Origin of the sequence: Streptomyces sp. NPDC058464, assembly GCF_042721035.1 — a bacterium.
Classification (GTDB): Bacteria; Actinomycetota; Actinomycetes; order Streptomycetales; family Streptomycetaceae; genus Streptomyces.
Genome location: NZ_JBHXMA010000003.1, coordinates 240,882 through 263,408, shown reverse-complemented (window position 1 = coordinate 263,408; position 22,527 = coordinate 240,882). Strand labels below are relative to the sequence as shown.

Genomic DNA, 22,527 nt, shown 5'->3' with positions numbered 1-22,527 from the left:
GCTCAGGACTGGCCGAACACCCCGTTCAGCCAGTCCTGCCAGGCGGTCTCGTTCGCCTCGGCGTCGGCGTCCGGCGCGAAGTCGTGGATGCTGATGCCGACCGGGGCGCCCCAGTGGTTGCGCCCGAAGAACCGGACGAGGGCGTCGTCGGTGCGCAGTCCGATGAAGTACGGGTCGCGGTAGTCGACCACCGCGTCCAGGGCCCGCCCGCCGGGCCGCCGGACGCTCACCTTCGCGCCCTCGGCCAGGTCGTCCGGCAGGCCGAGGGCGCGGCCCACGGCGGTGAAGGCGTCCGGCGCCTGGGACGCCTCCGGCCCGTTCAGCTGGGCGAAGCCCACCGGGCGGGGCGCGAAGTGGGTGAGGTACTCGCGCAGGGTGTGCAGGTAGAAGTCGGTGTGCCGGCTCGCGCCGTCGTACTGGTTGTCCCAGTCGTCGGTGAAGATCCCGCTGTGCACGTAGCGCACCCAGGCGCGGCGGCCGCCGTCGCGCTCCTCGATGACGTGCTCCAGCTGGTTGGCGCTCTGGGTGGGGAAGCCGACGTCCTCGCTGCGGGTGACGAGGTGGTGCGGCGGGTCGTAGGCGGTGACGGTGGAGCCGAAGGCCGCCGTACCGCCCACCCGGGGCTCGGGCGGCTGCATCGGCCACAGATAGCCGCCGGTGCCGTGGGTGATCGCCGCCCACACCTCTCCGGGCGTGGCGTCTACCTCGAACTCACGGACGATCTCGAATTCCTTGGACATGGGGACTCCTGCTCAGCTTCCGAGTGCGGGACGGTCCTCGGCCGGGGACCGGGACTCGTCCTTGACTGCCGGACGGCTCTCGCCTTCTGCCGCGCGACGGGATTCACCATCTGCCACGGGACGGGATTCACCGTCTGCCGCGGGACGGGTCTCGCCCTCTGCAGCGGGACGGGTTGCACCCTCTGCCACGGCGCGGGTTTCGCCTGCGGCGGCATGCTGCGGCTCGTCCTTGACCGTCGGATGGACGGCGACCACGATCCGGTGGTCCCGGCCGGACTCCGCGTCGGGTGTGTCGTACTTGCGGATGAGCGCGCTCACGCCCGCCGTCAGCTCCTGCACGAAGGCCGCGCGGTCGGCGGCGGAGGCGAAGCGGACCTCGCCGTCCAGCGCGTACGTCGCCAGCCGCTTGCGGGCCTTGGCCGCCCCGCTGATCAGCATGCCGACATCGCGCACCAGGCGCGCGCCGAGCGCGAGCAGCCAGCGTGCGGAGAGCTGGTCGCGGAAACGGTCCGGGTCCGGCTGTACGGCGGGCAGGGCCGCCGGCGAGATGACGTACGACGCGGCGGTCGCCCGCATCAGCCGCTCGGTGACATTGCCCTTGCGCCGCTCGTCGGCGAGCTCGACCAGGCCGTGCCGCTCCAGCGCCTTCAGGTGATAGTTCACCTTCTGCCGGGGCAGCCCGACCCGGCCGGCCAGCATCGCGGCCGACGCGGGCGCGTCGGCCAGCTCGGCGAGCAGCCTGGCCCGTATGGGGTCCAGCGACACGGCCGCTGCCTCGGGGTCCTCGATCACGGTGACGTCCAGCATGACCCCACCGTCTCACCGAAAACTTTTTTTGTCCATACAGGTGGAGTTTTCGGTGGAGAGTCGTCGGCGCCCGCCCTCAGCCCGGCTCCCCCCGTTCGCCGAGCCGGGCCAGCTGGCTCTGGAACCAGTCGAGGCGGGCCTGCAACAGGGCAGCCTCCGCGACCAGTTCGGGCACCCCGAAGCCCTCGCCCGCCACCGGCGGCCCGTCGCCGTCACTGCTCCCCGCGCCTCCGGCGATCACCCGCAGCCCCTGCCCCGCCAGCCGGGCGAATCCGGCGAGCGAGACCGACGCACGCGCGCGTACGCAGCCCGCGCAGGCGGCCGCGAGGGCACGCCAACCGGGCCTGCCCCAGCCCGCGTCGGCGAGCGCGACGGCCGCCGCACCGCAGGCGCACGGCCCGACGGTGGCGGTCCGCACCCGCTGCCGGGCATAGCGGAACCCGCGCTCGAAACGGATGTAGGCGCCGAGGACGGAGACTTCGAGCAGCACGGCCGCCCGGTGCTCGGCGGTGCACAGCAGAGCTTCGGCGACCTCGCGTTCGTGCACACAGTGGAAGCCGCAGTCGCACAGCCGCGCGGGCGGGCGGTGCCGTCGGCCGTAGACGCAGGACGCGTCGTCCAGCACTCCGTACGGCAGCGCGCCGCCCAGCGACACACCGGTGAACCCGGCCCGCGCGCCGTCCTGGGACAGCATCGGATGGGCGATCTTGTAGCCGGTCGGCGGCTCCGTCGGCCGTTCCGCCGGGAGCCGCAGCCTCATCGGGCGGCCGGGGCCTCTTCGGACGCGGACACGGACTCGCTCGCGACCCGGGGTTCGTGGATCTCGCGGATCTTTTCGGAGAGTTCGGGGAGTTCGGGGAGTTCGGGTACTTCGTCGTGGACGAGCGGCCGCTCCTCAGCGACCCCGGTGGCCAGTGCCTTGCCCAGCTTCATGGCGCCTCCCATGACCCATGACCTGCCGTCGGTGACCGTCCGGCCCATAGTGACCCATGAGCGGCCGAGTTGGACACAGGGCCTCTGACCTCCATCCGGCCTCCAGGAGACCGATAACTTAGCATTGCTAAGACGTATCAGGTAGAAGAATTAAGTAGAGCTAAGCTGTCGTGCGGCCGAGACTACCCCCATGACGAACCCACGCGACACCGCCCGCTCGCCCCGCCCCTTCGGCCGCACCCTCTGCGCGATGGTCACCCCCTTCACCGACACGGGCGCGCTCGACCTCGACGGCGCGCGGCGGCTGGCCGTGCATCTGGTGGCGGAGGGCTGTGACGGCCTGGTGCTGAACGGCACCACCGGCGAGTCGCCGACCACGTCGGACGCCGAGAAGGCGGAGCTGATCACGGCCGTCCGGGAGGCGGTGGGCGAGCGGGTGCCCCTCGTGGCCGGCGTGGGCACCGCGGACACCCTGCACACCGTCGAGCTGGCGCTGGCGGCGGAGAAGGCGGGCGCGGACGGGGTGCTGGTGGTGTCGCCGTACTACAGCAGGCCGCCGCAGGACGCGCTGGAGGCGCACTTCCTGGAGGTGGCCGAGGCGAGCGGGCTGCCGGTGATGCTGTACGACATCCCGGGCCGCACCGGCACCCGGATCGAGCCGGAGACGCTGGTCCGGCTCGCCGCCCACCCCCGGATCGTGGCCGTGAAGGACTGCTCCTACGACTTCCTCGGCGCCCAGAAGGTGCTGGCGCGCACGGACCTGGCGTACTACGCGGGCTGCGACGAGCACATCCTCGCCCTGTACGCGGTGGGCGCGGCCGGCTGTGTGAGCACGGTGGCCAACGTCGTCCCCGCCCGGATCGCCGCGATCCTGGACGCGTTCGACGCGGGCGACACCGCCCGCGCGACCGGACTCCAGCTGCGGGCCACTGCACTGATCGAGGCGATGATGGCGGCGGGCCTGCCGGGCACGGTCACGTCGAAGGCGCTGCTCACCGCGCTCGGCCTGCCGGCGGGCCCGGTGCGGGCACCGCTGCGGCCCGCCGGCCGGGAGGCGGCCGACGGACTGCGGGCGGTGTACGAGGAGGCGGTGTACGAGGAGCTCGCGGCGGGCTGATCAGCGCCGCTCGGCGAAGACCGGTGTCCAACGGCCGCCGGCGCCGTCGTTGCCCTTGCGGAAGCCGCTGAGGGGAACGGTCCTGTCACTGCCGACGGTGACCAGGACCAGGCGGTTGTGGAACTCGTTGCCGCCGTCCTTGTCGATGTCCCAGGCGATGAGGGACTCGTTGTCGGCCCAGGCGAGGAGCTGCTGCCCGTGCACCTCGGTCTTCCGGCCGGTGCCGAGGTCGGTGATCCACGAGGACGTCTTCATCGTCTTGCCCGCGAAGTCACCGGCGGCCCGCTTGCCGTCGGGCGACAGCCCCGCTTGGACGAACCAGTCCAGGTAGCGCTCGTCGGCCGGCACGGGGACCTCGCGGCCGTGGAGGTCGTAGAACTGCATCCCGGGTTCGCTGGTCAGGCCGGACCAGACGTACTGGCCGGAACGGCTGAGGGCGAAGTCCTGGCGGATGTTGATCTCGGACATGTCCATGCTGTCGTGCGGGCCGCCGATCTCGCGCCAGGGGCCCTTCCCGGAGGCCACGTCGAGGACGTAGAAGCCGGTGCGCGGCATGGTGTCGGGCATGGAGAAGCTGGTGCCGGTCGTGTCGCCCGGCGCCCTGGTCACCACGTCGGGGTCGGCGGAGTACGTCGTCGCGACCAGTTTGCGGCCGTCGTGCGAGAACGCGACCCCGCCGACCCCCTGCTCGACCGCGATCCAGCGGGCCACCTTGCCGGTGGTGAGGTCGAGCAGGCCGATCCGCCGGGTGGGGATGGTCCGCTCCAGGACGGCGGCGGTCTTCAGGCCGGGGGCGACGGCGACGTACGACCAGCGGGAGTCCTTCTCGTAGCGGCCGGTGCGCTCGTTCAGCAGCCAGTAGGTGCGGGTGGTGTGGTACTTGCGAGCCGTCTGCTTGACGCTGTCGGTGGTGTAGTAGGCGGCCATGGTGGCGTCGCCCGCCTGGATCAGCTCGCGGGGCGGCGACTGGTCGGGGTGGGCACGGGTCTCACCGGGGTCGAGGACTCCGGCGGGCCGTACGTCCTGCCTGCCGCCGTCGAGCAGCGGCACGCCCACCGCGACGGCGACCACGGCCGCGGTGGCCACGGCGACGGAGGCGAACCGGCGGGCCCGGCGACGCCGGCGGACCGCCAGCACCTGGTCGGCGAACCCGGCCCGCAGCGGCGGCTGTTCGGCAGCCTGTTCGCGCAGCGCGTCTCGCATGAGTTCCTCGACGTTCACGGCCGCACCTCCGCGGGCGAGTAGTCACGGGACGGCGGCTGGTCGCGGCCGGTGTCCGGGGCGAGGGCGGCCAGTTCGGGCGCGAGGGTGCGCAGCCGGGCCAGGGAGCGGTGGGTGGTGGACCGTACGGTGCCGACGGAGCAGCCCAGGAGCCGGGCCACGTCGGCCTCCGGCAGGTCCTCGAAGTAGCGCAGGACCAGAACGGTGCGCTGGCGGGCGGTGAGCCGGGACAGGGCCGCGCGCAGCACGAGCCGCAGCTCGGCGGCGGACGCGGTGTCGAGTGCCGGTGGGCTCTCCGGGGGTTCGGCGACGCTGAGTTCGCGCCGGCGCCACTTCAGCCGCCAGCGGCTGATCTGCTGCCGGTAGAGGACCTGCCGTACGTAGGCCTCGGGTTCGTCGATGCGCTGCCAGCGGCCGGCCGCCTTGATCAGGGCGTTCTGCAGCAGGTCCTCGGCCGTGTGCCGGTCGCCGCCGGTCAGCAGCACGGCGGTCCTCAGCAGCGCCGACGACCGGCTGTCCACGAACTCCCGGAAGCTCTCCTGCAGTTCCGCATCCATCGTCACCTTCTCTTCCCCCGGGCCCGGCCGGTGTCCGGACCCTGTATCCGTGGTGACGCGTGCGGAGCGGCGCCACTATGCCTGTCCGGCGCGAGAATATTCACCGGTGTCCGGCACGCCCGCTGCCGTACGTTGGCCCCGTGAGCCGCCCCCTGCTGTTCCTGGACGTCGACGGCCCCCTCAACCCGTACGCCGCCCAGCCCGAGCGACGCCCCGCGGGATACACGACGATCCGGGCGACCGTCCGCCCGGGGCGCCCGCTGCGGGTGTGGCTGAACCCGTCCCACGGCCCGGCGCTGCTCGCCCTCGGTTACGAGCTGTGCTGGGCGACCACCTGGATGGCCGAGGCCAACCGCTGGATCGCACCCGTCGTGGGGCTCCCCGAGCTGCCGTACGTCGACTTCGGCCGGGGCCTGCTGGCGGAGCGTCCCGACGGGGTCCACTGGAAGACCGAGGCGATCGTGACCTACGCGGAGGGACGCCCGTTCGCCTGGGTGGACGACGAACAGAGTCCGGCGGACACCCTGTACGTCCACGCCCACCATCCCGGCCCGGCCCTGCTGCATCACGTCGACCCCCGGATCGGGCTGCGGGAGGCGGACTTCACCGCGCTGGCGGAGTTCCGGGCAATCACCGATGGCGGCAACACCTCGCCACGACCGTGACCAGGGGCGGCGGCGGCCCGGTCGATCGGTCACGCCGACATCCCCGGCAAAACTTGAAAGTCAAGCGAAGGCAGCGTCCGTCGACATCCGGCCACCCTCCACCGACAGGGGTGCGTTACCGCAGGTCAACACGGCTCTTGGGGCCTGCCTGACGGGTCGCGTCACCGACCCCGCGCCCGACACCAATTTCACCCGAATGGCGCAACATGACGCGCCACTCACATGGGTGAAGATCAAGCTGACTAGTGCCCCAACCGAGGCAATGCGTGAAAGGGGAACCACATGCGCATTCGACGAATCCTCGCCGCCGCCATCGCCACGGCAGCCCTCACCGGACTCGGCCTCACAGGCGCCGCCACCGCCACCGCCGCCACCGCACAGGGTGCCCCGTCCTACGTCACCCCTTCCCAGTGCAAGCAGGGCGGCGGAACGCCCGCGATCAATGAGGCGGGCAACCTCTGCAAGGGCGGTACGTACGACGGGGAGCAGGTCGACTGAACCCCACAAGGCGCCCCGCAGCCACCTGCCGCGGGGCGCTCCCGCAGCGCGTGGCTGCGGGAGCGTGGCCGGGAGAGTCACGCGGGCGGGCGGGCGACGGGCGGCGTCCGCGTCGGACAGCGGGTGCGCCAACGGGTGCGCCAACGGGTGCGCCAACGGGTGCGCCAACGGGTGCGCCAGCGAGTGCGTCAGCGAGTGCGGAGAGTGCTGGTGTAGACGTCCGTGCGGTTCTGTGGTGTGCCGGAGTTGGTCTCGGTGAGCACCGCCCGTACTCCCTCCTTGCCGTCTGCCACCAGGCCTTGGTAGTCGCCGAGGAAGTAGCCCCCGGCGAACGGCGCCTGCAGCCAGTCGAAGATCCGCGAGATCCGTCGTTCGGTCCGGAGCTTCGGGTTGCCGTCCTGCAGCGTGGCCAGTTGGTAGGCGGTGGGCAGGGTGCTGGTGTTGCCGGGCTTGAGGAAGCGCAGGTCGTAGTAGGTGAGCGCGACCGTGCCCCGCTCGGCGACCGCGATCGACGGTGAGAAGGCCGGAACGCCCTTGGGGCTGATCAGCCCCGGGGTCCCCCAGGTGCGTCCGCCGTCGGTGGACCGTACGAGTTGGACGGAGTCGAACTTTCCACCGGTTCCACCGGAGAAGTCCGAGCCCTCGTAGGCCATGTACAGCGTGCCGGTCTTCGGGTCGACGGCCGGGCTCGGCAGGGTGGACCCGGCGCGCAGCAGCTTGGCGGGGTCGTTCGGGTCGACCTCCGGCACGGAGGTGTCCCGGGCCACGGTGACCGGGGCGCTCCAGGTCTTTCCGGCGTCGGTCGAGGTGACCATCTCGTAGCGGGCTTCGACGACGGTGCTCAGGTCGTCGGAGTACGTGATCCGGTCGTAGAAGTCGTACAGGGTGCCGGTGCGCCGGTCGACGACGATCTGATGGCCGATGGTCTGGGTGTTGGGCACGGTGCTGGTGCGGACGAACTGCCGGGCCTTGCTCCAGGTGCGGCCGCCGTCGCGGGTGAGGGAGATGTAGCCGGGACCGTCGAGGGAGCTGGGGCCGGGTGGGTCGTTGTCGAGGCGGTTCCAGACCTGGTAGGCGGTGCCCTTGCGGACCGGGTCGGCGGTGAGTGAGGGCTTGTCGTTGAAGAACGGCTGCTCGTCGACGTGCGTGGTGGTGAGGTTCCGCCAAGTGCGGCCGCCGTCGCGGGACGTGACGGCCAGGAGGGCGGTGCGCGTGCTCTTCGTGAAGTCGACGCCCTCCCCGCTCGCGTAGACGGTGCCGTCCGGTCCGGTGCTCACCCAGGGGTCGGTGGCGCGCTCGTAGTCCGCGCCGCCGGGGGCGCACAGGCTGAACGGCAGCGTGCTCTGGTGGAAGGTGTGGCCGTCCGTGCTCCAGCCGGCCGCCAGGCCACGGGCTCCGCCGTCGTTCCAGCGGTCCTGCTGGAACACGGTGACCACGCGCTTGGGGTCGCGCGGATCCACGGACAGGTACGGCTCGACCTCGGTGGCCGGGTAGACGACGCTGTCGGGGGACCTCGCTCCGATGGTGCACTTCGCGTACGGGTCGCCGTGCGACACCTTGACCAGTGGTGTGCCGCCGCGGTTCCGGTCCGCTGCGGCGGGAGTCGCGCCGGTGACCGTGACGAGCAGGAGCGCGGCGGTGGTGACGGCGGTCAGGGGCAGGAAGACGCGCATGCGGGATCTCCTCCGGGCCTGTCGGCCGGGGTACGGGACCGCCGTCCTCGGGGCGGCCTGGGGCGCGGAGGAGTATCGGAACGCGAGGGTGGGGTGACTCCGCCTGGTCCCTTTCGGCGTTGCAGCCGGTGCCCTTGATGGGCCGAACGACGGAGTCGTCCCCAGGGCTGTCGAGGAGCACGGCGGAGCCGACCGGCGGGTTCACCATGCCGGTCGGCTCCTCGGTCGTGCCGTTGTCCTGCGATTGTCCTGCGGTTGTCGTGCGGTTACGGCCCCGTCCCGTAGGTCTCCGGAGAGGGCCCTGGGGGCCGTGGGCCGCATGCCGGTCGGCGATGCCGGCGGGGTCGGCCTTGACTCGGACGGGTTGGAGCGGGGTGACCTGCCGGCCCTCTTCCACGGTGGGGACGAGTCAGGCCATCGGCAGAGGTCCACCGCAATGCGGACAGCGGCGCGTTCTTCTGCGCCTGTTCAGGACCTGCCGAGTGCAGCCGTGCGCCGACCGATCAAGTGATCGCCTGCGTGGTCCCGTCAGGCAGCGCGCAGGCGTAGCCGGCATAGGCGCGTGCAACGATCTGTCCGCCGGCGGCCGTGCAGTCGTCTCTGGAGATGTTCGGAGACGAGGCGGCCGCAGCGCTGACAGCGCCGACGACGCTCACGCCGGCAAGGGTTGCCGCGGCCAGGGCGAGGCCCAGGATTCTTCGCATGCGCATGACTTCCTCCTCCTCTCAGGCGCCTTCGTTCGGCCTTCGGGAAGGGACAAGTCTCAGGACGACGGCGCCCTCTTTCTCAGCATGGGCGCTCCGCATGAGGCCCGCGAGGCGAGGCCGGGCGCCAGGCCGGGAGGGTGAGGAGGAGACGGGCCGCACCCGCTTCCAACCGGTGCCTCCGCCCGGTTCCGGGCGATCGGCTGCCCCGCGCGGTCCTCTAACGCGGTTCGTGGGCCGCCGCACGGCAGGCACCGGTCGCGGCTCCGCCCGCCACTCCGGCCCCGGTCAGCCCGGTGACACAACTCTGCAGGTCTCCGACCACGCCACGGCTGCAGGCCGCGGTGACGGAGTCGGAAGCGGTGGCACCGGCCAGTTCGGCCATCTTTGTGCAGGCGGGGATGTCCGCCCGGACCGCGGGAGCGGCGAGGACCGCACCACCGAGGGTGAGGGTCAGGGCGGTGAGGGTACCGGCGATACGGGTCGACGTGCGCATGGGACACACCTGCCTTCAGGGTTGTTCGCGCGGTCCTGGTCCTGGTCCAGGTCCTGGTCCCGGTGGCCCGGATCCACGCGGTAAGGCCGCCTGGCGACGCTCTGTGAGTGGTGTCCGGGCCGGCGGGCTCACGGACTGACCGCACGATTCTGCGTCGCATCCATTGAGCCGCACCGGGACATGGTCGCCGGCCAGGCCGAAGGAGAGGGCCCCGGACCGAATGAGCCGCACTCGGACCTCCACTCGCGGGCCCCTCACTCCAGCGTCGCACCCTCTCCCCCGCCCGTCCTGGGCATCCGGGGCCCGTTGGGCGGGGCGCGGGCGCCAGTGGGGCGGCCGCGCTGAGTAACTGCAATTGCGCGAAGGACATTCTTTGTTCCTACGGCCTCGAGAAACTCAGGTTCTTCCAGAGTCCGAAGTGCATCCGCCCCGGAGCCGACGTGCCCGGCGCGTCGGCGCAGAGAAGCCGTAGGGTTCCGTCCATGGTGACTGCGACTGTCCGCGAGTGGTACGACGAGGAAGGTTGGGGCGTTCTCGACTCCCCCGAGACCCCCGGCGGCTGCTTCGGCCACTACGCCGACATCCAGGCGACCGGCTTCCACACGCTGTCGCCCGGACAGCAGGTCGACCTCACATGGGAAGCCCCTGGCTTCAAGCAGGACGGGTACGACTACCGCGCGGTGAAGATCGCGCCTCGGCCTGTCCGACGTCCATAGCCGACATCAACGACGGCGCACGCCCACAGTCCGCTGCCCCACCCCACCCCACGGTGATCGCACCGCTGCAGGCGGACGCAGATCACCAGCGCGCTGCGGAAGGTTCCGAGAGCCACAAGGGATCGGGTACCGGGGAGTTCAGCGCAGAGCCCGACGCTCGTCCAGTCGGCGCGTCGGCACACCCAGAAACACGTCGGGGGTCGCCGAGCCGTAAACGATGTTGAAGGTCTCCAGTCGATAGGACCAGGCCCCGCCACAACTGCCGACGAACCGGTAGTTGATCTGCCAGTGCAGCCATTGGCCAGGAGCAAGGCGAACCGCAGGCGGGCGCCGACTGCGTCGTGGCATGGCGAAGAGGCTCACTTCTGGCGGGTCCACGCGCAGCAGCCCGTCGGCCTCGCGAAGGATCGTCCCGGGTGCCGACAGATCCCGCACTTGCATGCGAGGCTCGAAGGAATCGGACTCCTGCATGGAAACGTCGTGAAGGGCGGTGCTCAAGCCCGGAGGCAGGGAGAAGGCCGTTGGCGCGGCGTTTCTGCTAGCCGCTCCAGAGCCGCCGCGCGAGTTCTTCGTCCACGACGTGCGTACCCGCTGAACGACCATGTCCATGAGACCAATCATCAGACAGAGCAACCACCGCCGAGGAAGCGCATGAGCGGTGACCGACTCGGCAACTGCCGGCAGCTCGGCAGCACATCGGAGCGACGGTCGATCAGGCGGCCGCATGTCGCGGCCGCCGGCCGTCAGTTGTGGCTGTGCAGGATCTCGTTCAGCCCGCCCCACACCGCGTTGTTCGGGCGGGCCTCGACGGCGCCGGTGACCGAGTTGCGGCGGAAGAGGATGTTGGAGGCGCCGTTCAGCTCGCGGGCCTTGACGATCTGGCCGTCGGGCATGGTGACGCGGGTGCCCGCGGTGACGTACAGGCCGGCCTCGACCACGCACTCGTCGCCGAGGGCGATGCCGACGCCCGCCTCGGCGCCGATCAGGCAGCGCTCGCCGATGGCGATGATCACGTTGCCGCCGCCGGACAGCGTGCCCATGGTGGAGGCGCCGCCGCCGATGTCCGAGCCGTCGCCGACCACGACACCGGCCGAGATGCGGCCCTCGACCATCGAGGTGCCGAGGGTGCCGGCGTTGAAGTTGACGAAGCCCTCGTGCATGACGGTGGTCCCCTCGGAGAGGTGCGCGCCGAGGCGGACCCGGTCGGCGTCGGCGATGCGCACGCCCTTCGGGGCGACGTAGTCCGTCATCCGCGGGAACTTGTCGATCGAGGTCACCTGCAGGTGCAGGCCCTCGGCGCGGGCGTTCAGCCGGACCTTCTCGATGTCGTCGACGGCGACCGGGCCGAGGGAGGTCCAGGCGACGTTGGCGAGCAGGCCGAAGATGCCGTCCAGGCTCTGGCCGTGCGGCTTCACCAGGCGGTGCGAGAGCAGGTGCAGACGCAGGTAGGCGTCGTGCGTGTCGAGCGGCTTGTCGTCGAGGGAGGAGATGACCGTACGGACCGCGACGACCTCGACACCGCGGCGGGCGTCCGGCCCGAGCGCCTTCGCGGCGCCCTCGCCGAGCAGTTCCACGGCCTTCTCCGCGGACAGCCGCTCGGTGCCGGACGGGCCGGGCTCGGCGATGAGTTCGGGAGCGGGGAACCAGGTGTCGAGAACGGTGCCGTCGGCGGCGATCGTGGCGAGGCCAGCCGCGGCGGCACCGGTGGGACGAGGAGCAGTCGTGTCGGTCATGAGGGCAACCTAACCGGCCGGGGGCCGGGGAGGCCAACCAGCGTGCGGGGCGTCTCAGGGGGCGGGCCCCGAAGATACGCCGGGCGGCCCGCACTCCCCTGTGGTGCGGGCCGCCCGGGTCCGGAGGGCGGGTCAGGGTCGCTCGCCGGCCTTGTCCACGACCGCGGTCGTGACCCGTTCGTTTGCGTCGGCGACCTTGCCGTCCACGACCGTGCACCAGCCCACGACGTGGTAGGTCCGCGGGTCGATCAGCGTCTGTTTGGCCATCCTGGCCTTGCCGTCGGCCTTGCGCGGGTGCAGGTCGATGCCGACGCCGGCGACGTCGTGGGTCAGGGCGACGACCTTGCGGCCGGTGACCGTGTCGACCAGGTGGCCGGTGATCCTCTGGTCGGGCAGGAGCGCCAGGGCGCGGTACAGAGAGGCCAGCCCCGCGGGCGGCACGAGGTCGGCCTGGAGGAGGGCGCTGATCTCGGCGTAGTCGTTCCACGCCTTGGCTCCGGAGCCCACTTCGGTGTCCCCGACGGCGTTCCTCTCACGGAGCGCCCGCAGCGTCCCCTCGCCGTCGGCCGGCAGTGCGGCCATGAATCGGTACATCTCACGCGGCGAGTCGTAGTCGGTCGGCCCCAGGCTGCTGGCACGTCCCCGGCTGATCGTGATTCCGGGATCGCCGACCGCCGGATGCTTGGCCCACTGTTCGCCGTCGTAACGGTTCCAGTTCTCGGACAAGGGTTCCGCGTCATCCGGATCCCTCGCCGTGGTCATGTAGATCCACTGCTTCCCGGTGGGCTCGATGCCCGCCGGCTGCTTGTCCAGCGCGTCGGCAGCCCGTTCCAGGAAGTCGTGCGCACTCATCCCCTTCAGGTCGATGTCCGGCGTCGCGGGCTGCACCCTGCGTCCCCTGCTGGTCCCGCCGACCAGCAGGGCCGCGGTGACGGCCACGGCGGTCACCGCGGCGACGACCGCGACGATCGCGAACTCCCGCCGCCGCCAAAGGGCCCGGCGCCGCTCCCCGGCCCGTGCCGTGTCGGTCAGCCGGGCGCGTCCCGCCGCCAGCCGTGCCCGGTCCGGCTCCGGCGCGTGGGCGCGCAGCGCGCGCACCTCGGTCATCTCGTCCATCGCTATACCACCTCCGCGGTGTCGCCCACGAATGCCGGATCGGCGCCGAGCGCCGTACGCACCTTGCGCCGCGCCCGGTTGAGCCGGGAGCGGACCGTGCCGACGGGGATGTCCAGCGCCTCCGCGACCTCCTGGTAGGTGAGGTCGGCCCAGGCGACGAGCAGCAGGACGTGCCGGTCGGCCGCCGACAGTTCGGCGAGGGCGCCGGCGAGCGGGCCCTGCGCGTCGATCCGGTTGTCCGTGTGCTCGACCCAGGTCTCGTTCCAGGACGCGGCGACGGGGTCGTGGCCGGTGCGGGCCAGTGCCCTGAGCGCGCGCACCTCGGTCCGGCGCTGTTTGCCGATCAGGTTGGCCGCGATGCCGTACAGCCACGGGCGCGCGCTGGGGCGTGCGAGGTCGTAGCGGGAACGGATCCGGAAGGCGATCAGGAAGGTGTCCGCGGTGATGTCGTCGGCCGCGTCGGCGCCGAGCCTGCGCGCCGCGTACCGGTGGATGTCGGGCGCGTAGCGGTCGTAGAGCCGGGCGAAGAGCTCTGGTTGTTCCAGTGACTGGGCGACGCTCTCCGCGTCGTCCCCCGCCTGTGCCGTGGCCGGCGGCGGTCCGCTCACGAGGGCTCCCCCTGGTTGGTCGGTGCGTGCGTGTCACCCCCTGTTCCCCGATGCCCGCCGATGGGTTCACGGTGTTCCGGCCGGGTCGGTGGGGAGGGAAGCGACGGACGCGTTCCGATCAGGGAATCACCGCGTTCCGCTCAGGGAATCACTGCGTTCCGCTCAGGGAATCACGCGCCCCAGGACCTCCCGCGCGTACCCCTCGTCGTACGGCGTCCCCGTGAGCAGCACCTGGAGGCAGATGCCGTCCATCAGCGCGACCAGCGCCCGCGCCGTGACCGGGTCGGTGCGGTCGGCGAGCCGTTCGGCGAGGTCGTCGGCCCACTCGGCGGCGACGGGGCGCAGAGCCGGGCGGCGCAGGGCGGCGAGGTAGAGCTCGTACTCCAGCTCCACGGCGGTGCGGTCACCGCCCAGCCAGTCGCCGAGGATCCCGGCGAGGGCGGTCGCGAGGTCCGCCGAGGGGTCGTCCAGGCCTCCGTAGCCGGCGACCGCCTTGGCGAAGCCCTCGCTCGCCTGGCGCAGCGCGGCGACCATCAGCTCGTCGAGGGTCTTGAAGTGGTACGTCGTGGAGCCGAGCGGTACGTCCGCCTCGGTGGCCACCGAGCGGTGGCTCAGCCCGGCCAGGCCCTTCTCGCCCACCACCCGGATCGCCGCCTCGATGATCCGCTGCCGGCGCTCGGGGTCGTAACGGCGGGGCATCAGTGCGCGCCGCCCAGGTTCAGGACCACCACTCCGCCGACGATCAGCAGGATCCCGGCCACCTTGACCAGGGTCAGTGCCTCCCCGAACAGCAGCAGGCCCAGCACGGCGATGGTCGCGGTGCCCACCCCGGACCAGATCGCGTACGCCGTGCCGATCGACAGGGTCTTCAGGGTCTGGGCGAGGAGCAGGAACGACACCACGTATCCCACTGCCGTCAACAGCGTCGGCCAGAGTCTGCTGAAGCCGTCCGCGTACTTCATCGCCGTCGTGGCGGCGACCTCGGCGGCTATGGCGCCGGCGAGCGTCAGATATCCCATGTGTACGAGTGTACGCAACGATGTGTACGGCTGTACATAACAGCGGGCGGGCGGTGCGACACCTGGAGGACACCAGGAACGGCGTTCGCACCCCCGTGCGCCACACGAAGATGTTTAATTCTCATAGAAACCGCTAGCTGAAACGGCTCCCTACGGCCCCGCGACTCCACTAGTGTGTGCACCTCTGTGATCCACCATTGCTTCACAGTTCACCCACCTCACCTTCACCCCCGGCTGCCGCTGCCTTGGCGCCGCTGGAGGAAACGCGCATGCCAGAAATAACCCCCCAACCCCCGCCGCACCCTTCCTGGGAGAACGGCTGGGTCCCCGACACCTCCCGGGCCCCTGGAACCCGAAGACTCTGGCTGGCGGGCACGCTGGCCATCGCCACCGTCGTCGCCTGTGTCACCGCAATCGCCGTCAGCCACAACGCTCCTGACAGGACGTCATCGGCCGGCCCCACGGCGTCCGCCCACACCGACAACGGCCCCGGTCTGCTCTCCTTCGCCTCGCCGTCGGCGTCGGACACGGCCGCCCCGCCCAAGGGCACGTCGGGGATGTCGGCGACCTCGCCGACCGCGTCCGCGTCCGGCACGGCGACGGACACCGCGTCCGGCGCCGGTCCGAAAAGCTCGCCGTCCAGCGCGAAGCCGTCCAAGTCCACGCCCTCCAAGGGAAGTTCGGGCGGCTCGGGCGGCTCGGCACAACAGCCCAGCACCGCCCAGAAGTCGGTCCGCTCGGTCAACTACCCGGACCGCTACTGGCATGTGAGCGACGGCTTCGTGAAGCTGGACGCGCCGCGCGGCTCGGAGTCCCGCGAGGACTCGACGTTCACCGTGGTCAAGGGCCTGGCGAACAGCTCCTGTTACTCGTTCCGGACGTCCGACGGGAAGTACCTGCGGCACCGCAACTTCCTGCTGCGCGCCGACGCCGACGACGGCTCGTCCCTCTTCAAGCAGGACGCCACCTTCTGCGCCCGGGCCTCGTCCTACTCGGGCGCGGTCATGCTGGAGTCGGTGAACTACCCGGGCCGCTACCTGCGCCACCAGAACTTCCAGCTGAAGCTGGTCGCCTACCAGAACAGCGACCTGTACCGCGCGGACTCCGCGTTCCGGTTCGTGGACCCGCTGGCCTGAGCACACGTACGCGAAAGCGGCGACACCCTCCAGGTGCCGCCGCTTTCGCGTACGCGGTGTCGGACGCCGAGCCCGATGCGCGGTGTCAGACGTTGAACCCGAGCGCCCGCAGCTGCTCACGGCCGTCGTCCGTGATCTTGTCGGGGCCCCACGGGGGCATCCAGACCCAGTTGATGCGCAGCTCGTTGACGATGCCGTCCGTGGCGGACTTGGCCTGGTCCTCGATGACATCGGTCAGCGGGCAGGCCGCGGACGTCAGGGTCATGTCGATCGTCGCGATGTTCGCGTCGTCGATGTGGATGCCGTAGATCAGACCGAGGTTGACGACGTCGATGCCCAGCTCGGGGTCGACGACGTCGTACAGCGCCTCGCGGAGTTCTTCCTCCGAGGCCGGCTTCATCTCAGCGGTCTCGCTCATGCCGTCTTCCTTTCGGCTTCGGCGCCACCCAGCACCTGGGCCGTCGCGTCCTTCCACGCCATCCAGCTCAGGAGGGCGCACTTGACCCGGGCCGGGTACTTGGAGACACCGGCGAACGCGACCGCGTCCTCCAGGACCTCCTCCATCGCGTCGTCGGGCTCCAGCCGGCCCTTGGACTGCATCAGCTCCAGGAAGGTCTCCTGGATCTTCTGCGCGTCGGCCAGGTCCTTGCCGACGAGGAGATCGTTCAGCACGGAGGCCGAGGCCTGGCTGATGGAGCAGCCCTGGCCCTCGTACGAGACGTCCTCGATGGTCGTACCGTCGTACTTCACGCGGAGGGTGATCTCGTCGCCGCACGTCGGGTTCACATGGTGCACCTCGGCGTCGCCATCCCTCAGACCACGCCCGTGCGGGTGCTTGTAGTGGTCCAGGATGACTTCCTGGTACATCGAATCCAGCTTCACGGTTTCAACTCACGCCCTTCAGCCGAAGAAGTTCCGTACGTGCTCCAGGCCCTCGACCAGAGCGTCGATCTCGGCCGGCGTGGAGTACAGATAGAACGACGCTCGCGTGGTCGCAGGAATTCCGTAGCGGAGGCAGACGGGCCGCGCGCAGTGATGACCGACACGTACCGCGATGCCCTGCTCGTCGAGGACCTGGCCCACGTCGTGCGGGTGGATGTCCCCGAGGGTGAAGGAGATCGCGGCGCCCCGGTCCTCGGCCGTGGTGGGGCCGATGATCCTCAGGTCCGGGACCTGCTGGAGCCGCTGGACCGCGTACTCGGTCAGCGCGTGCTCATGGGCGAGGATCTTGTCCATGCCGATGGCGTTCAGGTAGTCGATCGCCGCGCCGAGGCCGACCGCCTGCGCGATCGGCGGGGTGCCCGCCTCGAACTTGTGGGGCGCCGGAGCGTACGTCGACGAGTGCATCGACACGGTCTCGATCATCTCGCCGCCGCCGAGGAACGGCGGCAGGTCCTCCAGGAGCTCCTGGCGGCCCCAGAGGACGCCGATGCCGGTCGGACCGCACATCTTGTGGCCGGTGAAGGCCACGAAGTCGGCCTGGAGGGCCTGGACGTCCAGCGGCATGTGCGGAGCGGCCTGGGAGGCGTCGATGCAGACGAGGGCGCCGACCTCCTGGGCGCGCCGCACTATCGCCTCGACCGGGTTGACCGTGCCCAGGATGTTCGACACCAGCACGAAGGAGACGATCTTCGTCTTCTCGGTGATGACCTCGTCGATGTTGGACAGGTCGAGGCGGCCGTCGTCGGTGAGGCCGAACCACTTCAGCTTCGCGCCGGTGCGCTGCGCGAGCAGCTGCCACGGCACGATGTTGGAGTGGTGCTCCATCTCCGTGATGACGATCTCGGTCTCGTGGTCCACCCGGTAGGGCTCGTCGGCCCAGCCCAGCATGTTCGCCACGAGGTTCAGCGACTCGGAGGCGTTCTTGGTGAAGATCACCTCGTCGCGGCTGGGCGCGTTGATGAACTCGGCGACCTTGTCGCGCGCGCCCTCGTACATCGCCGTGGCCTCCTCGGCGAGCACATGCACACCGCGGTGGACGTTGGCGTTGTGGCGCTCGTAGTACTCGCTGAGGACGTCCAGTACCTGGCGCGGCTTCTGGCTGGTCGCCGCGTTGTCCAGGTACACGAGCTTCTTGCCGTCGTGGACCAGACGGTCCAGGACGGGGAAGTCCTTGCGGATCGCCTCGGTGTCGAGGAGGCCCGGCAGCTGCGTCACGCGGATACGCCACCCTTCGTGTATGCCTCGTAGCCCTCGTCCTCCAGCTTGTCGGCGAGCTCGGCGCCGCCGGACTCGACGATGCGGCCGCCCGAGAAGACGTGGACGAAGTCGGGCTTGATGTAGCGCAGGATGCGCGTGTAGTGGGTGATCAGCAGGGTGCCGACCTCGCCGGTCTCACGGACCCGGTTGACGCCCTCGGAGACGATGCGCAGGGCGTCGACGTCGAGGCCGGAGTCGGTCTCGTCGAGGATCGCGATCTTCGGCTTGAGCAGTTCGAGCTGGAGGATCTCGTGGCGCTTCTTCTCACCGCCGGAGAAGCCCTCGTTCACGTTGCGCTCGGCGAAGGACGGGTCCATGGACAGGCGCTCCATGGTCTCCTTGACCTCCTTCACCCAGGTGCGCAGCTTGGGGGCCTCGCCGCGGATGGCGGTGGCGGAGGTGCGCAGGAAGTTGGAGACCGAGACGCCGGGGACCTCGACCGGGTACTGCATCGCCAGGAACAGGCCCGCGCGGGCGCGCTCGTCGACGGACATCTCCAGGACGTCCTCGCCGTCGAGCAGCACGGTGCCGCCGGTGATCGTGTACTTCGGGTGACCCGCGAGCGAGTAGGCGAGGGTGGACTTGCCGGAGCCGTTGGGGCCCATGATGGCGTGCGTCTCGCCCTGCTTCACGGTGAGGTCGACGCCCTTGAGGATCTCCTTCGTGGCGTTGTCGGCCTCGACGGTGACGTGCAGGTCTCGGATTTCAAGCGTTGCCATGGGTGCCTCAGGACTCCTGGGTGAGGGAGACGAGCACGTCGTCCCCTTCGATCTTTACGGGGTAAACGGGGACGGGGCGCGTGGCCGGGAGGCCGGACGGCTTGCCGGTGCGCAGGTCGAAGCTGGAGCCGTGCAGCCAGCACTCGATCTGGCAGTCCTCCACCTCGCCCTCGGACAGCGAGACGTTGGCGTGGGAGCAGATGTCGTAGATGGCGAACACCTCTCCCTCGGTGCGGACGACCGAGACCGGCGTGCCGTCGAGTTCCACCCGCTTCGGGGTGTCCTCCTCCAGCTCGCTCAGCCCGCAGGCGCGTACGAACGCAGTGGACGTCATGCGACCGAGGCCTCCAGCTCCTCCTCGATCTTGGCGAGCAGGCGCTCCTCGATGTCGGCGACACCGATCTGCTGGACCAGCTCGGCGAAGAAGCCGCGCACGACGAGGCGGCGCGCCTCGTGCTGCGGGATGCCGCGGGCCATCAGGTAGAAGAGCTGCTCGTCGTCGAAACGGCCGGTGGCGGAGGCGTGCCCGGCGCCGACGATCTCGCCGGTCTCGATCTCCAGGTTCGGCACCGAGTCGACCCGCGCGCCGTCCGTGAGGACCAGGTTGCGGTTCATCTCGTAGGTGTCGGTGCCCTCGGCCTTGGCCTCGATGAGGACGTCACCGATCCACACCGCGTGCGCGTCGTCGCCCTGGAGCGCGCCCTTGTAGGCGACGTTGGACTTGCAGTGCGGGGTGTTGTGGTCGACAAGGAGGCGGTGCTCCTGGTGCTGCCCGGCGTCGGTGAAGTACAGGCCGTACAGCTCGGCCTCGCCGCCGGTGCCGGCGTAGGCGACGCGCGGGTGCAGTCGTACGACGTCGCCGCCGAAGGTGACGACCACGGACTTGAAGCTGGCGTCCCGGCCGACCAGGGCGTTGTGCTGGGCCACGTGGACGGCCTTGTCGTCCCAGTCCTGGACGGAGACGACGGTCAGCTTGGCACCGTCGCCGAGGACGTACTCCACGTTGGCGGCGGTGACGATGTCACCGGTGTGGTCGATGACGACGACGGCCTCGGCGAAGGCGCCCAGCTCGATGACCTGGTGGCCGTAGGAGACCCCGCCCTGGCCGTGCACGCTGATCCGGATCGGCTCGGTGAGCACCGTCTCCTTGGGGACGGTGACCACGCCGGCCTGCTCGAAGGCGGAGTACGCCTGGGCGGCGACCCGGTCCACCGGGGTGCCGGCCCGGCCGAGCCGGGGGTCGTCGCGGCCGACCAGCTCGACGGTGACGCCCTCGGGGGCCTCCACCGCGACCTTCAGGCCGTCGCCGGACGCGACCGCCGTGCCGTCGTGCAGCCCGCGCAGGCGCTCCAGCGGGGTGAACCGCCACTCCTCCTCGCGGCCGTGCGGGACCGGGAAGTCCGCGACGTCGAAGGAGGGGGGCGCGCTCATGCGCGTGGCGACGGTCGACTCGGCGGCCACCGCGATGGCGCCGGCGGTGGTGGAGCCCACCGGGGTGTTCTGAGCCTCAGCCATGGCTGTCGGTCTGCTCGCTTTCTGACGTGAGTGGCTTGACGGTGACGGCGGTGGCTTAGCCGACCGCGCCTTCCATCTGGAGCTCGATCAGCCGGTTGAGCTCGAGGGCGTACTCCATGGGCAGTTCCTTGGCGATCGGCTCGACGAAGCCGCGCACGATCATGGCCATCGCCTCGAACTCGGTCAGACCGCGGCTCATCAGGTAGAAGAGCTGGTCATCGGAGACCTTGGAGACGGTCGCCTCGTGGCCCATGGACACGTCGTCCTCGCGGACGTCCACGTAGGGGTACGTGTCGGAGCGGGAGATCGTGTCGACGAGCAGCGCGTCGCACAGCACGTTCGACTTGGATCCGGCCGCGCCCTCGCCGATCTCGACCAGGCCGCGGTAGGACGTACGGCCGCCACCGCGCGCCACGGACTTCGACACGATGTTGGACGACGTGTTCGGCGCCATGTGGACCATCTTGGAGCCGGCGTCCTGGTGCTGGCCCTCGCCCGCGAAGGCGATGGAGAGGGTCTCGCCCTTGGCGTGCTCGCCCATCAGGTAGACGGCCGGGTACTTCATCGTCACCTTGGAGCCGATGTTGCCGTCGATCCACTCCATGGTGGCGCCCTCGTAGGCGACGGCGCGCTTGGTGACCAGGTTGTAGACGTTGTTCGACCAGTTCTGGATGGTCGTGTAGCGGCAGCGCGCGTTCTTCTTGACGATGATCTCGACGACCGCGGAGTGCAGCGAGTCCGACTTGTAGATCGGGGCCGTACAACCCTCGACGTAGTGCACGTAGGCACCCTCGTCGACGATGATCAGGGTCCGCTCGAACTGGCCCATGTTCTCCGTGTTGATACGGAAGTAGGCCTGGAGCGGGATCTCGACCTGAACGCCCTTCGGCACGTAGATGAAGGAGCCGCCCGACCACACCGCGCTGTTCAGCGAGGCGAACTTGTTGTCACCGACCGGGATGACGGTGCCGAAGTACTCCTTGAAGAGCTCCGGGTGCTCCTTCAGCGCGGTGTCGGTGTCCAGGAAGATGACGCCCTGCTCCTCCAGGTCCTCGCGGATCTGGTGGTAGACGACCTCCGACTCGTACTGGGCGGCGACACCGGCGACCAGGCGCTGCTTCTCGGCCTCCGGGATGCCCAGCTTGTCGTAGGTGTTCTTGATGTCCTCGGGCAGGTCCTCCCAGGACTCCGCCTGCTTCTCCGTGGAGCGCACGAAGTACTTGATGTTGTCGAAGTCGATGCCCGACAGGTCCGAGCCCCAGTTCGGCATGGGCTTCTTCTCGAAGAGGCGCAGGCCCTTGAGGCGGAGCTTGGTCATCCACTCCGGCTCGGACTTCTTCGCCGAGATGTCCCGGACCACGTCCTCGTTCAGACCACGCTTCGCAGAGGCGCCGGCCTCGTCGGAGTCGGCCCAGCCGTATTCGTACTTGCCCAGGCCTTCGAGCTCAGGGTGGGCAGTCTCCGTGGGGAGAGTCATGCGGGGTTCCTCCCGGCCGTGCTTGCAGATGCGTCAGTGTCGGTGGATGTCTTGGGGATGAACGTCGTGCAGACGCCGTCGCCGTGCGCGATGGTCGCCAGTCGCTGGACGTGCGTTCCGAGCAGCTCGGCGAAGATCTCCGTCTCCGCCTCGCACAGCTGGGGGAACTGCTCCGCGACGTGGGCGACCGGGCAGTGGTGCTGGCACAGCTGCTCGCCGACCGGTGCGGTGCGCGCCGTTGCAGCGTACCCGTCCAGGCTCAGGGCCTTGGCCAGCGCTTCGGTCCGCTCGTCGGGACCCGCGCCCTCGATCGCCTTGCGGTAGGCGCTCGCCTGGGCGGCGATCCGGGCCCGCGCGAAGGCGACGACCGCCTCCTGGCCGCCCCCCTGCTCGGCGATCCAGCGCAGCGCGTCGGCGGCGAGCTTGTCGTACGACTGGTCGAAGGCGTCCCGGCCGCAGTCGGTGAGGACGAAGACCTTGGCGGGCCGGCCGCGCGTCCGCGCGCCGTACACCCGCTGCTCGCGCGCCTCCACGACGTCGTCGGCGACCAGCGCGTCCAGATGCCGGCGTACGGCCGCGGGGGTCAGGCCCAGGCGTCCGGCCAGCTCGGTGACGGTCGACGGGCCGTGGTCCAGGATCGACCGCGCGACCCGGTTGCGCGTCGAGCGCTCACCGGTCGCTAGCTCCTCCTGCGGGCTCCCCGTGGGGGTCTCCCGAACCTCGCCGACGTTTTTCACAACGCCATTGTTGCGTAATTCCTCAGAGCCAGGCAAGCGGCGTCCGGGCGAGAGGACGGTGCCCTGCATCACTTAGGCATACCTAACCTGTCACCTGTCCTGACCTGCGGAAACGATCTTTGATCGATCATCCCTCGGCCA

The 22,527-nt window shown here is 70.3% G+C and carries 28 protein-coding genes; 5 read left to right on the top strand and 23 right to left on the bottom strand.

Annotation, left to right across the window (positions count from 1 at the left end; translation table 11 throughout):
• Nucleotides 1–2: 2 nt before the first annotated feature.
• From ACFWPQ_RS06300 to ACFWPQ_RS06285, 4 genes are all read right to left on the bottom strand, one after another.
• Entirely contained in the window at nt 3–740 is a 738-nt protein-coding gene (locus tag ACFWPQ_RS06300; RefSeq protein WP_384030474.1) for an SRPBCC domain-containing protein, read from the bottom strand.
• A 12-nt stretch (nt 741–752) separates the two neighbouring features.
• Nucleotides 753–1,547, bottom strand: a complete 795-nt coding sequence (locus ACFWPQ_RS06295; protein WP_384030472.1) for an ArsR/SmtB family transcription factor — start codon at nt 1,545–1,547, stop codon at nt 753–755.
• Nucleotides 1,548–1,623: 76 nt separating this feature from the next.
• A complete protein-coding gene (locus ACFWPQ_RS06290; RefSeq protein WP_384030470.1) occupies nt 1,624–2,307 on the bottom strand; it encodes a hypothetical protein in 684 nt (227 codons plus the stop codon).
• Nucleotides 2,304–2,480, bottom strand: a complete 177-nt coding sequence (locus ACFWPQ_RS06285) for a hypothetical protein (RefSeq protein WP_384030468.1) — start codon at nt 2,478–2,480, stop codon at nt 2,304–2,306. The genes ACFWPQ_RS06290 and ACFWPQ_RS06285 overlap by 4 nt, the downstream gene beginning before the upstream one ends.
• Nucleotides 2,481–2,670: 190 nt before the next feature.
• On the opposite strand from ACFWPQ_RS06285, the gene dapA reads away from it, so the two are divergent.
• Entirely contained in the window at nt 2,671–3,597 is a 927-nt protein-coding gene (dapA, locus tag ACFWPQ_RS06280; RefSeq protein WP_384030466.1) for a 4-hydroxy-tetrahydrodipicolinate synthase, read from the top strand.
• Here the strand turns inward: dapA and ACFWPQ_RS06275 are convergent, their stop codons facing one another.
• On the bottom strand, nt 3,598–4,818 hold the full coding sequence (locus ACFWPQ_RS06275; protein ID WP_384030464.1) for a WD40 repeat domain-containing protein: 1,221 nt from the start codon (nt 4,816–4,818) through the stop codon (nt 3,598–3,600).
• Complete coding sequence (locus tag ACFWPQ_RS06270) at nt 4,815–5,375, bottom strand: SigE family RNA polymerase sigma factor (RefSeq protein ID WP_384030462.1); 561 nt, start codon at nt 5,373–5,375, stop codon at nt 4,815–4,817. Before ACFWPQ_RS06270 ends, ACFWPQ_RS06275 begins: the two co-directional genes overlap by 4 nt.
• Nucleotides 5,376–5,515: 140 nt before the next feature.
• On the opposite strand from ACFWPQ_RS06270, the gene ACFWPQ_RS06265 reads away from it, so the two are divergent.
• On the top strand, nt 5,516–6,040 hold the full coding sequence (locus tag ACFWPQ_RS06265) for a hypothetical protein (RefSeq protein WP_384030460.1): 525 nt from the start codon (nt 5,516–5,518) through the stop codon (nt 6,038–6,040).
• Between the two features lie 282 nt (nt 6,041–6,322).
• Nucleotides 6,323–6,538, top strand: a complete 216-nt coding sequence (locus tag ACFWPQ_RS06260; RefSeq protein WP_384030458.1) for a hypothetical protein — start codon at nt 6,323–6,325, stop codon at nt 6,536–6,538.
• A gap of 188 nt (nt 6,539–6,726) precedes the next feature.
• On the opposite strand, the gene ACFWPQ_RS06255 is transcribed toward ACFWPQ_RS06260, so the two are convergent.
• The 3 genes from ACFWPQ_RS06255 to ACFWPQ_RS06245 all read right to left on the bottom strand — a co-directional run bounded on the left by ACFWPQ_RS06255 (nt 6,727) and on the right by ACFWPQ_RS06245 (nt 9,411).
• Nucleotides 6,727–8,211, bottom strand: coding sequence for a sialidase family protein (locus ACFWPQ_RS06255; RefSeq protein WP_384030456.1), 1,485 nt, complete (start codon nt 8,209–8,211; stop codon nt 6,727–6,729).
• A 503-nt stretch (nt 8,212–8,714) separates the two neighbouring features.
• On the bottom strand, nt 8,715–8,921 hold the full coding sequence (locus tag ACFWPQ_RS06250; RefSeq protein ID WP_361284142.1) for a hypothetical protein: 207 nt from the start codon (nt 8,919–8,921) through the stop codon (nt 8,715–8,717).
• A 214-nt stretch (nt 8,922–9,135) separates the two neighbouring features.
• Nucleotides 9,136–9,411, bottom strand: a complete 276-nt coding sequence (locus ACFWPQ_RS06245) for a hypothetical protein (RefSeq protein ID WP_384030454.1) — start codon at nt 9,409–9,411, stop codon at nt 9,136–9,138.
• Between the two features lie 482 nt (nt 9,412–9,893).
• Between ACFWPQ_RS06245 and ACFWPQ_RS06240 the strand changes: the two genes are divergently transcribed.
• Nucleotides 9,894–10,127 carry a cold shock domain-containing protein gene (locus ACFWPQ_RS06240; protein WP_384030452.1) on the top strand — a complete coding sequence of 78 codons (234 nt, stop codon included), beginning with the start codon at nt 9,894–9,896 and terminating at the stop codon, nt 10,125–10,127.
• 138 nt (nt 10,128–10,265) lie between these two features.
• Here ACFWPQ_RS06240 and ACFWPQ_RS06235 read toward each other — a convergent pair whose 3' ends face one another.
• The 6 genes from ACFWPQ_RS06235 to ACFWPQ_RS06210 form a co-directional block, all read right to left on the bottom strand.
• Nucleotides 10,266–10,736, bottom strand: coding sequence for a hypothetical protein (locus tag ACFWPQ_RS06235; protein WP_384030450.1), 471 nt, complete (start codon nt 10,734–10,736; stop codon nt 10,266–10,268).
• A 134-nt stretch (nt 10,737–10,870) separates the two neighbouring features.
• Entirely contained in the window at nt 10,871–11,860 is a 990-nt protein-coding gene (gene dapD, locus ACFWPQ_RS06230; protein WP_384030448.1) for a 2,3,4,5-tetrahydropyridine-2,6-dicarboxylate N-succinyltransferase, read from the bottom strand.
• A 132-nt stretch (nt 11,861–11,992) separates the two neighbouring features.
• The gene (locus ACFWPQ_RS06225) at nt 11,993–12,976 is read right to left on the bottom strand and encodes a CU044_5270 family protein (RefSeq protein WP_384030446.1); all 984 of its coding nucleotides are present in this window, start codon (nt 12,974–12,976) and stop codon (nt 11,993–11,995) included.
• Nucleotides 12,977–12,978: 2 nt separating this feature from the next.
• A complete protein-coding gene (locus ACFWPQ_RS06220; protein WP_384030444.1) occupies nt 12,979–13,584 on the bottom strand; it encodes an RNA polymerase sigma factor in 606 nt (201 codons plus the stop codon).
• A gap of 162 nt (nt 13,585–13,746) precedes the next feature.
• Nucleotides 13,747–14,283: a TetR/AcrR family transcriptional regulator gene (locus ACFWPQ_RS06215; protein ID WP_384030442.1), complete on the bottom strand. Its 537-nt coding sequence runs from the start codon at nt 14,281–14,283 to the stop codon at nt 13,747–13,749.
• A complete protein-coding gene (locus ACFWPQ_RS06210) occupies nt 14,283–14,603 on the bottom strand; it encodes a multidrug efflux SMR transporter (RefSeq protein WP_361284112.1) in 321 nt (106 codons plus the stop codon). Before ACFWPQ_RS06210 ends, ACFWPQ_RS06215 begins: the two co-directional genes overlap by 1 nt.
• Nucleotides 14,604–14,872: 269 nt before the next feature.
• Between ACFWPQ_RS06210 and ACFWPQ_RS06205 the strand changes: the two genes are divergently transcribed.
• Nucleotides 14,873–15,739: an AbfB domain-containing protein gene (locus tag ACFWPQ_RS06205; RefSeq protein ID WP_384030440.1), complete on the top strand. Its 867-nt coding sequence runs from the start codon at nt 14,873–14,875 to the stop codon at nt 15,737–15,739.
• A gap of 85 nt (nt 15,740–15,824) precedes the next feature.
• Here ACFWPQ_RS06205 and ACFWPQ_RS06200 read toward each other — a convergent pair whose 3' ends face one another.
• Genes ACFWPQ_RS06200 through ACFWPQ_RS06165 form a run of 8 tightly spaced genes read right to left on the bottom strand, consistent with a single transcriptional unit; the run spans nt 15,825 to nt 22,386 of the window.
• Nucleotides 15,825–16,157, bottom strand: a complete 333-nt coding sequence (locus tag ACFWPQ_RS06200; RefSeq protein ID WP_046733484.1) for a metal-sulfur cluster assembly factor — start codon at nt 16,155–16,157, stop codon at nt 15,825–15,827.
• The gene (gene sufU / locus ACFWPQ_RS06195; protein ID WP_384030438.1) at nt 16,154–16,621 is read right to left on the bottom strand and encodes a Fe-S cluster assembly sulfur transfer protein SufU; all 468 of its coding nucleotides are present in this window, start codon (nt 16,619–16,621) and stop codon (nt 16,154–16,156) included. Before sufU ends, ACFWPQ_RS06200 begins: the two co-directional genes overlap by 4 nt.
• A gap of 18 nt (nt 16,622–16,639) precedes the next feature.
• Nucleotides 16,640–17,896 carry a cysteine desulfurase gene (locus ACFWPQ_RS06190; RefSeq protein WP_384030436.1) on the bottom strand — a complete coding sequence of 419 codons (1,257 nt, stop codon included), beginning with the start codon at nt 17,894–17,896 and terminating at the stop codon, nt 16,640–16,642.
• Nucleotides 17,893–18,657, bottom strand: a complete 765-nt coding sequence (gene sufC / locus ACFWPQ_RS06185) for a Fe-S cluster assembly ATPase SufC (protein WP_351485768.1) — start codon at nt 18,655–18,657, stop codon at nt 17,893–17,895. The genes ACFWPQ_RS06190 and sufC overlap by 4 nt, the downstream gene beginning before the upstream one ends.
• A gap of 7 nt (nt 18,658–18,664) precedes the next feature.
• Entirely contained in the window at nt 18,665–18,991 is a 327-nt protein-coding gene (locus ACFWPQ_RS06180; RefSeq protein WP_089100905.1) for a non-heme iron oxygenase ferredoxin subunit, read from the bottom strand.
• Nucleotides 18,988–20,172, bottom strand: a complete 1,185-nt coding sequence (gene sufD / locus ACFWPQ_RS06175; protein WP_384030434.1) for a Fe-S cluster assembly protein SufD — start codon at nt 20,170–20,172, stop codon at nt 18,988–18,990. Before sufD ends, ACFWPQ_RS06180 begins: the two co-directional genes overlap by 4 nt.
• Before the next feature lie 55 nt (nt 20,173–20,227).
• On the bottom strand, nt 20,228–21,649 hold the full coding sequence (gene sufB, locus ACFWPQ_RS06170) for a Fe-S cluster assembly protein SufB (protein WP_384030432.1): 1,422 nt from the start codon (nt 21,647–21,649) through the stop codon (nt 20,228–20,230).
• Entirely contained in the window at nt 21,646–22,386 is a 741-nt protein-coding gene (locus tag ACFWPQ_RS06165; RefSeq protein ID WP_384030430.1) for a helix-turn-helix transcriptional regulator, read from the bottom strand. The genes sufB and ACFWPQ_RS06165 overlap by 4 nt, the downstream gene beginning before the upstream one ends.
• Between the last annotated feature and the right edge of the window lie 141 nt (nt 22,387–22,527).

Coding starts and splice junctions, on each gene's coding strand:
- ACFWPQ_RS06300 (WP_384030474.1), bottom strand. CDS start 740: ATGTCCAAGGAATTCGAGATCGTCCGTGAGTTCGAGGTAGACGCCACG.
- ACFWPQ_RS06295 (WP_384030472.1), bottom strand. CDS start 1,547: ATGCTGGACGTCACCGTGATCGAGGACCCCGAGGCAGCGGCCGTGTCG.
- ACFWPQ_RS06290 (WP_384030470.1), bottom strand. CDS start 2,307: ATGAGGCTGCGGCTCCCGGCGGAACGGCCGACGGAGCCGCCGACCGGC.
- ACFWPQ_RS06285 (WP_384030468.1), bottom strand. CDS start 2,480: ATGAAGCTGGGCAAGGCACTGGCCACCGGGGTCGCTGAGGAGCGGCCG.
- dapA (WP_384030466.1), top strand. CDS start 2,671: ATGACGAACCCACGCGACACCGCCCGCTCGCCCCGCCCCTTCGGCCGC.
- ACFWPQ_RS06270 (WP_384030462.1), bottom strand. CDS start 5,375: ATGGATGCGGAACTGCAGGAGAGCTTCCGGGAGTTCGTGGACAGCCGG.
- ACFWPQ_RS06260 (WP_384030458.1), top strand. CDS start 6,323: ATGCGCATTCGACGAATCCTCGCCGCCGCCATCGCCACGGCAGCCCTC.
- ACFWPQ_RS06255 (WP_384030456.1), bottom strand. CDS start 8,211: ATGCGCGTCTTCCTGCCCCTGACCGCCGTCACCACCGCCGCGCTCCTG.
- ACFWPQ_RS06250 (WP_361284142.1), bottom strand. CDS start 8,921: ATGCGCATGCGAAGAATCCTGGGCCTCGCCCTGGCCGCGGCAACCCTT.
- ACFWPQ_RS06245 (WP_384030454.1), bottom strand. CDS start 9,411: ATGCGCACGTCGACCCGTATCGCCGGTACCCTCACCGCCCTGACCCTC.
- ACFWPQ_RS06240 (WP_384030452.1), top strand. CDS start 9,894: ATGGTGACTGCGACTGTCCGCGAGTGGTACGACGAGGAAGGTTGGGGC.
- ACFWPQ_RS06235 (WP_384030450.1), bottom strand. CDS start 10,736: ATGGACATGGTCGTTCAGCGGGTACGCACGTCGTGGACGAAGAACTCG.
- dapD (WP_384030448.1), bottom strand. CDS start 11,860: ATGACCGACACGACTGCTCCTCGTCCCACCGGTGCCGCCGCGGCTGGC.
- ACFWPQ_RS06225 (WP_384030446.1), bottom strand. CDS start 12,976: ATGGACGAGATGACCGAGGTGCGCGCGCTGCGCGCCCACGCGCCGGAG.
- ACFWPQ_RS06215 (WP_384030442.1), bottom strand. CDS start 14,283: ATGCCCCGCCGTTACGACCCCGAGCGCCGGCAGCGGATCATCGAGGCG.
- ACFWPQ_RS06210 (WP_361284112.1), bottom strand. CDS start 14,603: ATGGGATATCTGACGCTCGCCGGCGCCATAGCCGCCGAGGTCGCCGCC.
- ACFWPQ_RS06205 (WP_384030440.1), top strand. CDS start 14,873: ATGCCAGAAATAACCCCCCAACCCCCGCCGCACCCTTCCTGGGAGAAC.
- ACFWPQ_RS06200 (WP_046733484.1), bottom strand. CDS start 16,157: ATGAGCGAGACCGCTGAGATGAAGCCGGCCTCGGAGGAAGAACTCCGC.
- sufC (WP_351485768.1), bottom strand. CDS start 18,657: ATGGCAACGCTTGAAATCCGAGACCTGCACGTCACCGTCGAGGCCGAC.
- ACFWPQ_RS06180 (WP_089100905.1), bottom strand. CDS start 18,991: ATGACGTCCACTGCGTTCGTACGCGCCTGCGGGCTGAGCGAGCTGGAG.
- sufD (WP_384030434.1), bottom strand. CDS start 20,172: ATGGCTGAGGCTCAGAACACCCCGGTGGGCTCCACCACCGCCGGCGCC.
- sufB (WP_384030432.1), bottom strand. CDS start 21,649: ATGACTCTCCCCACGGAGACTGCCCACCCTGAGCTCGAAGGCCTGGGC.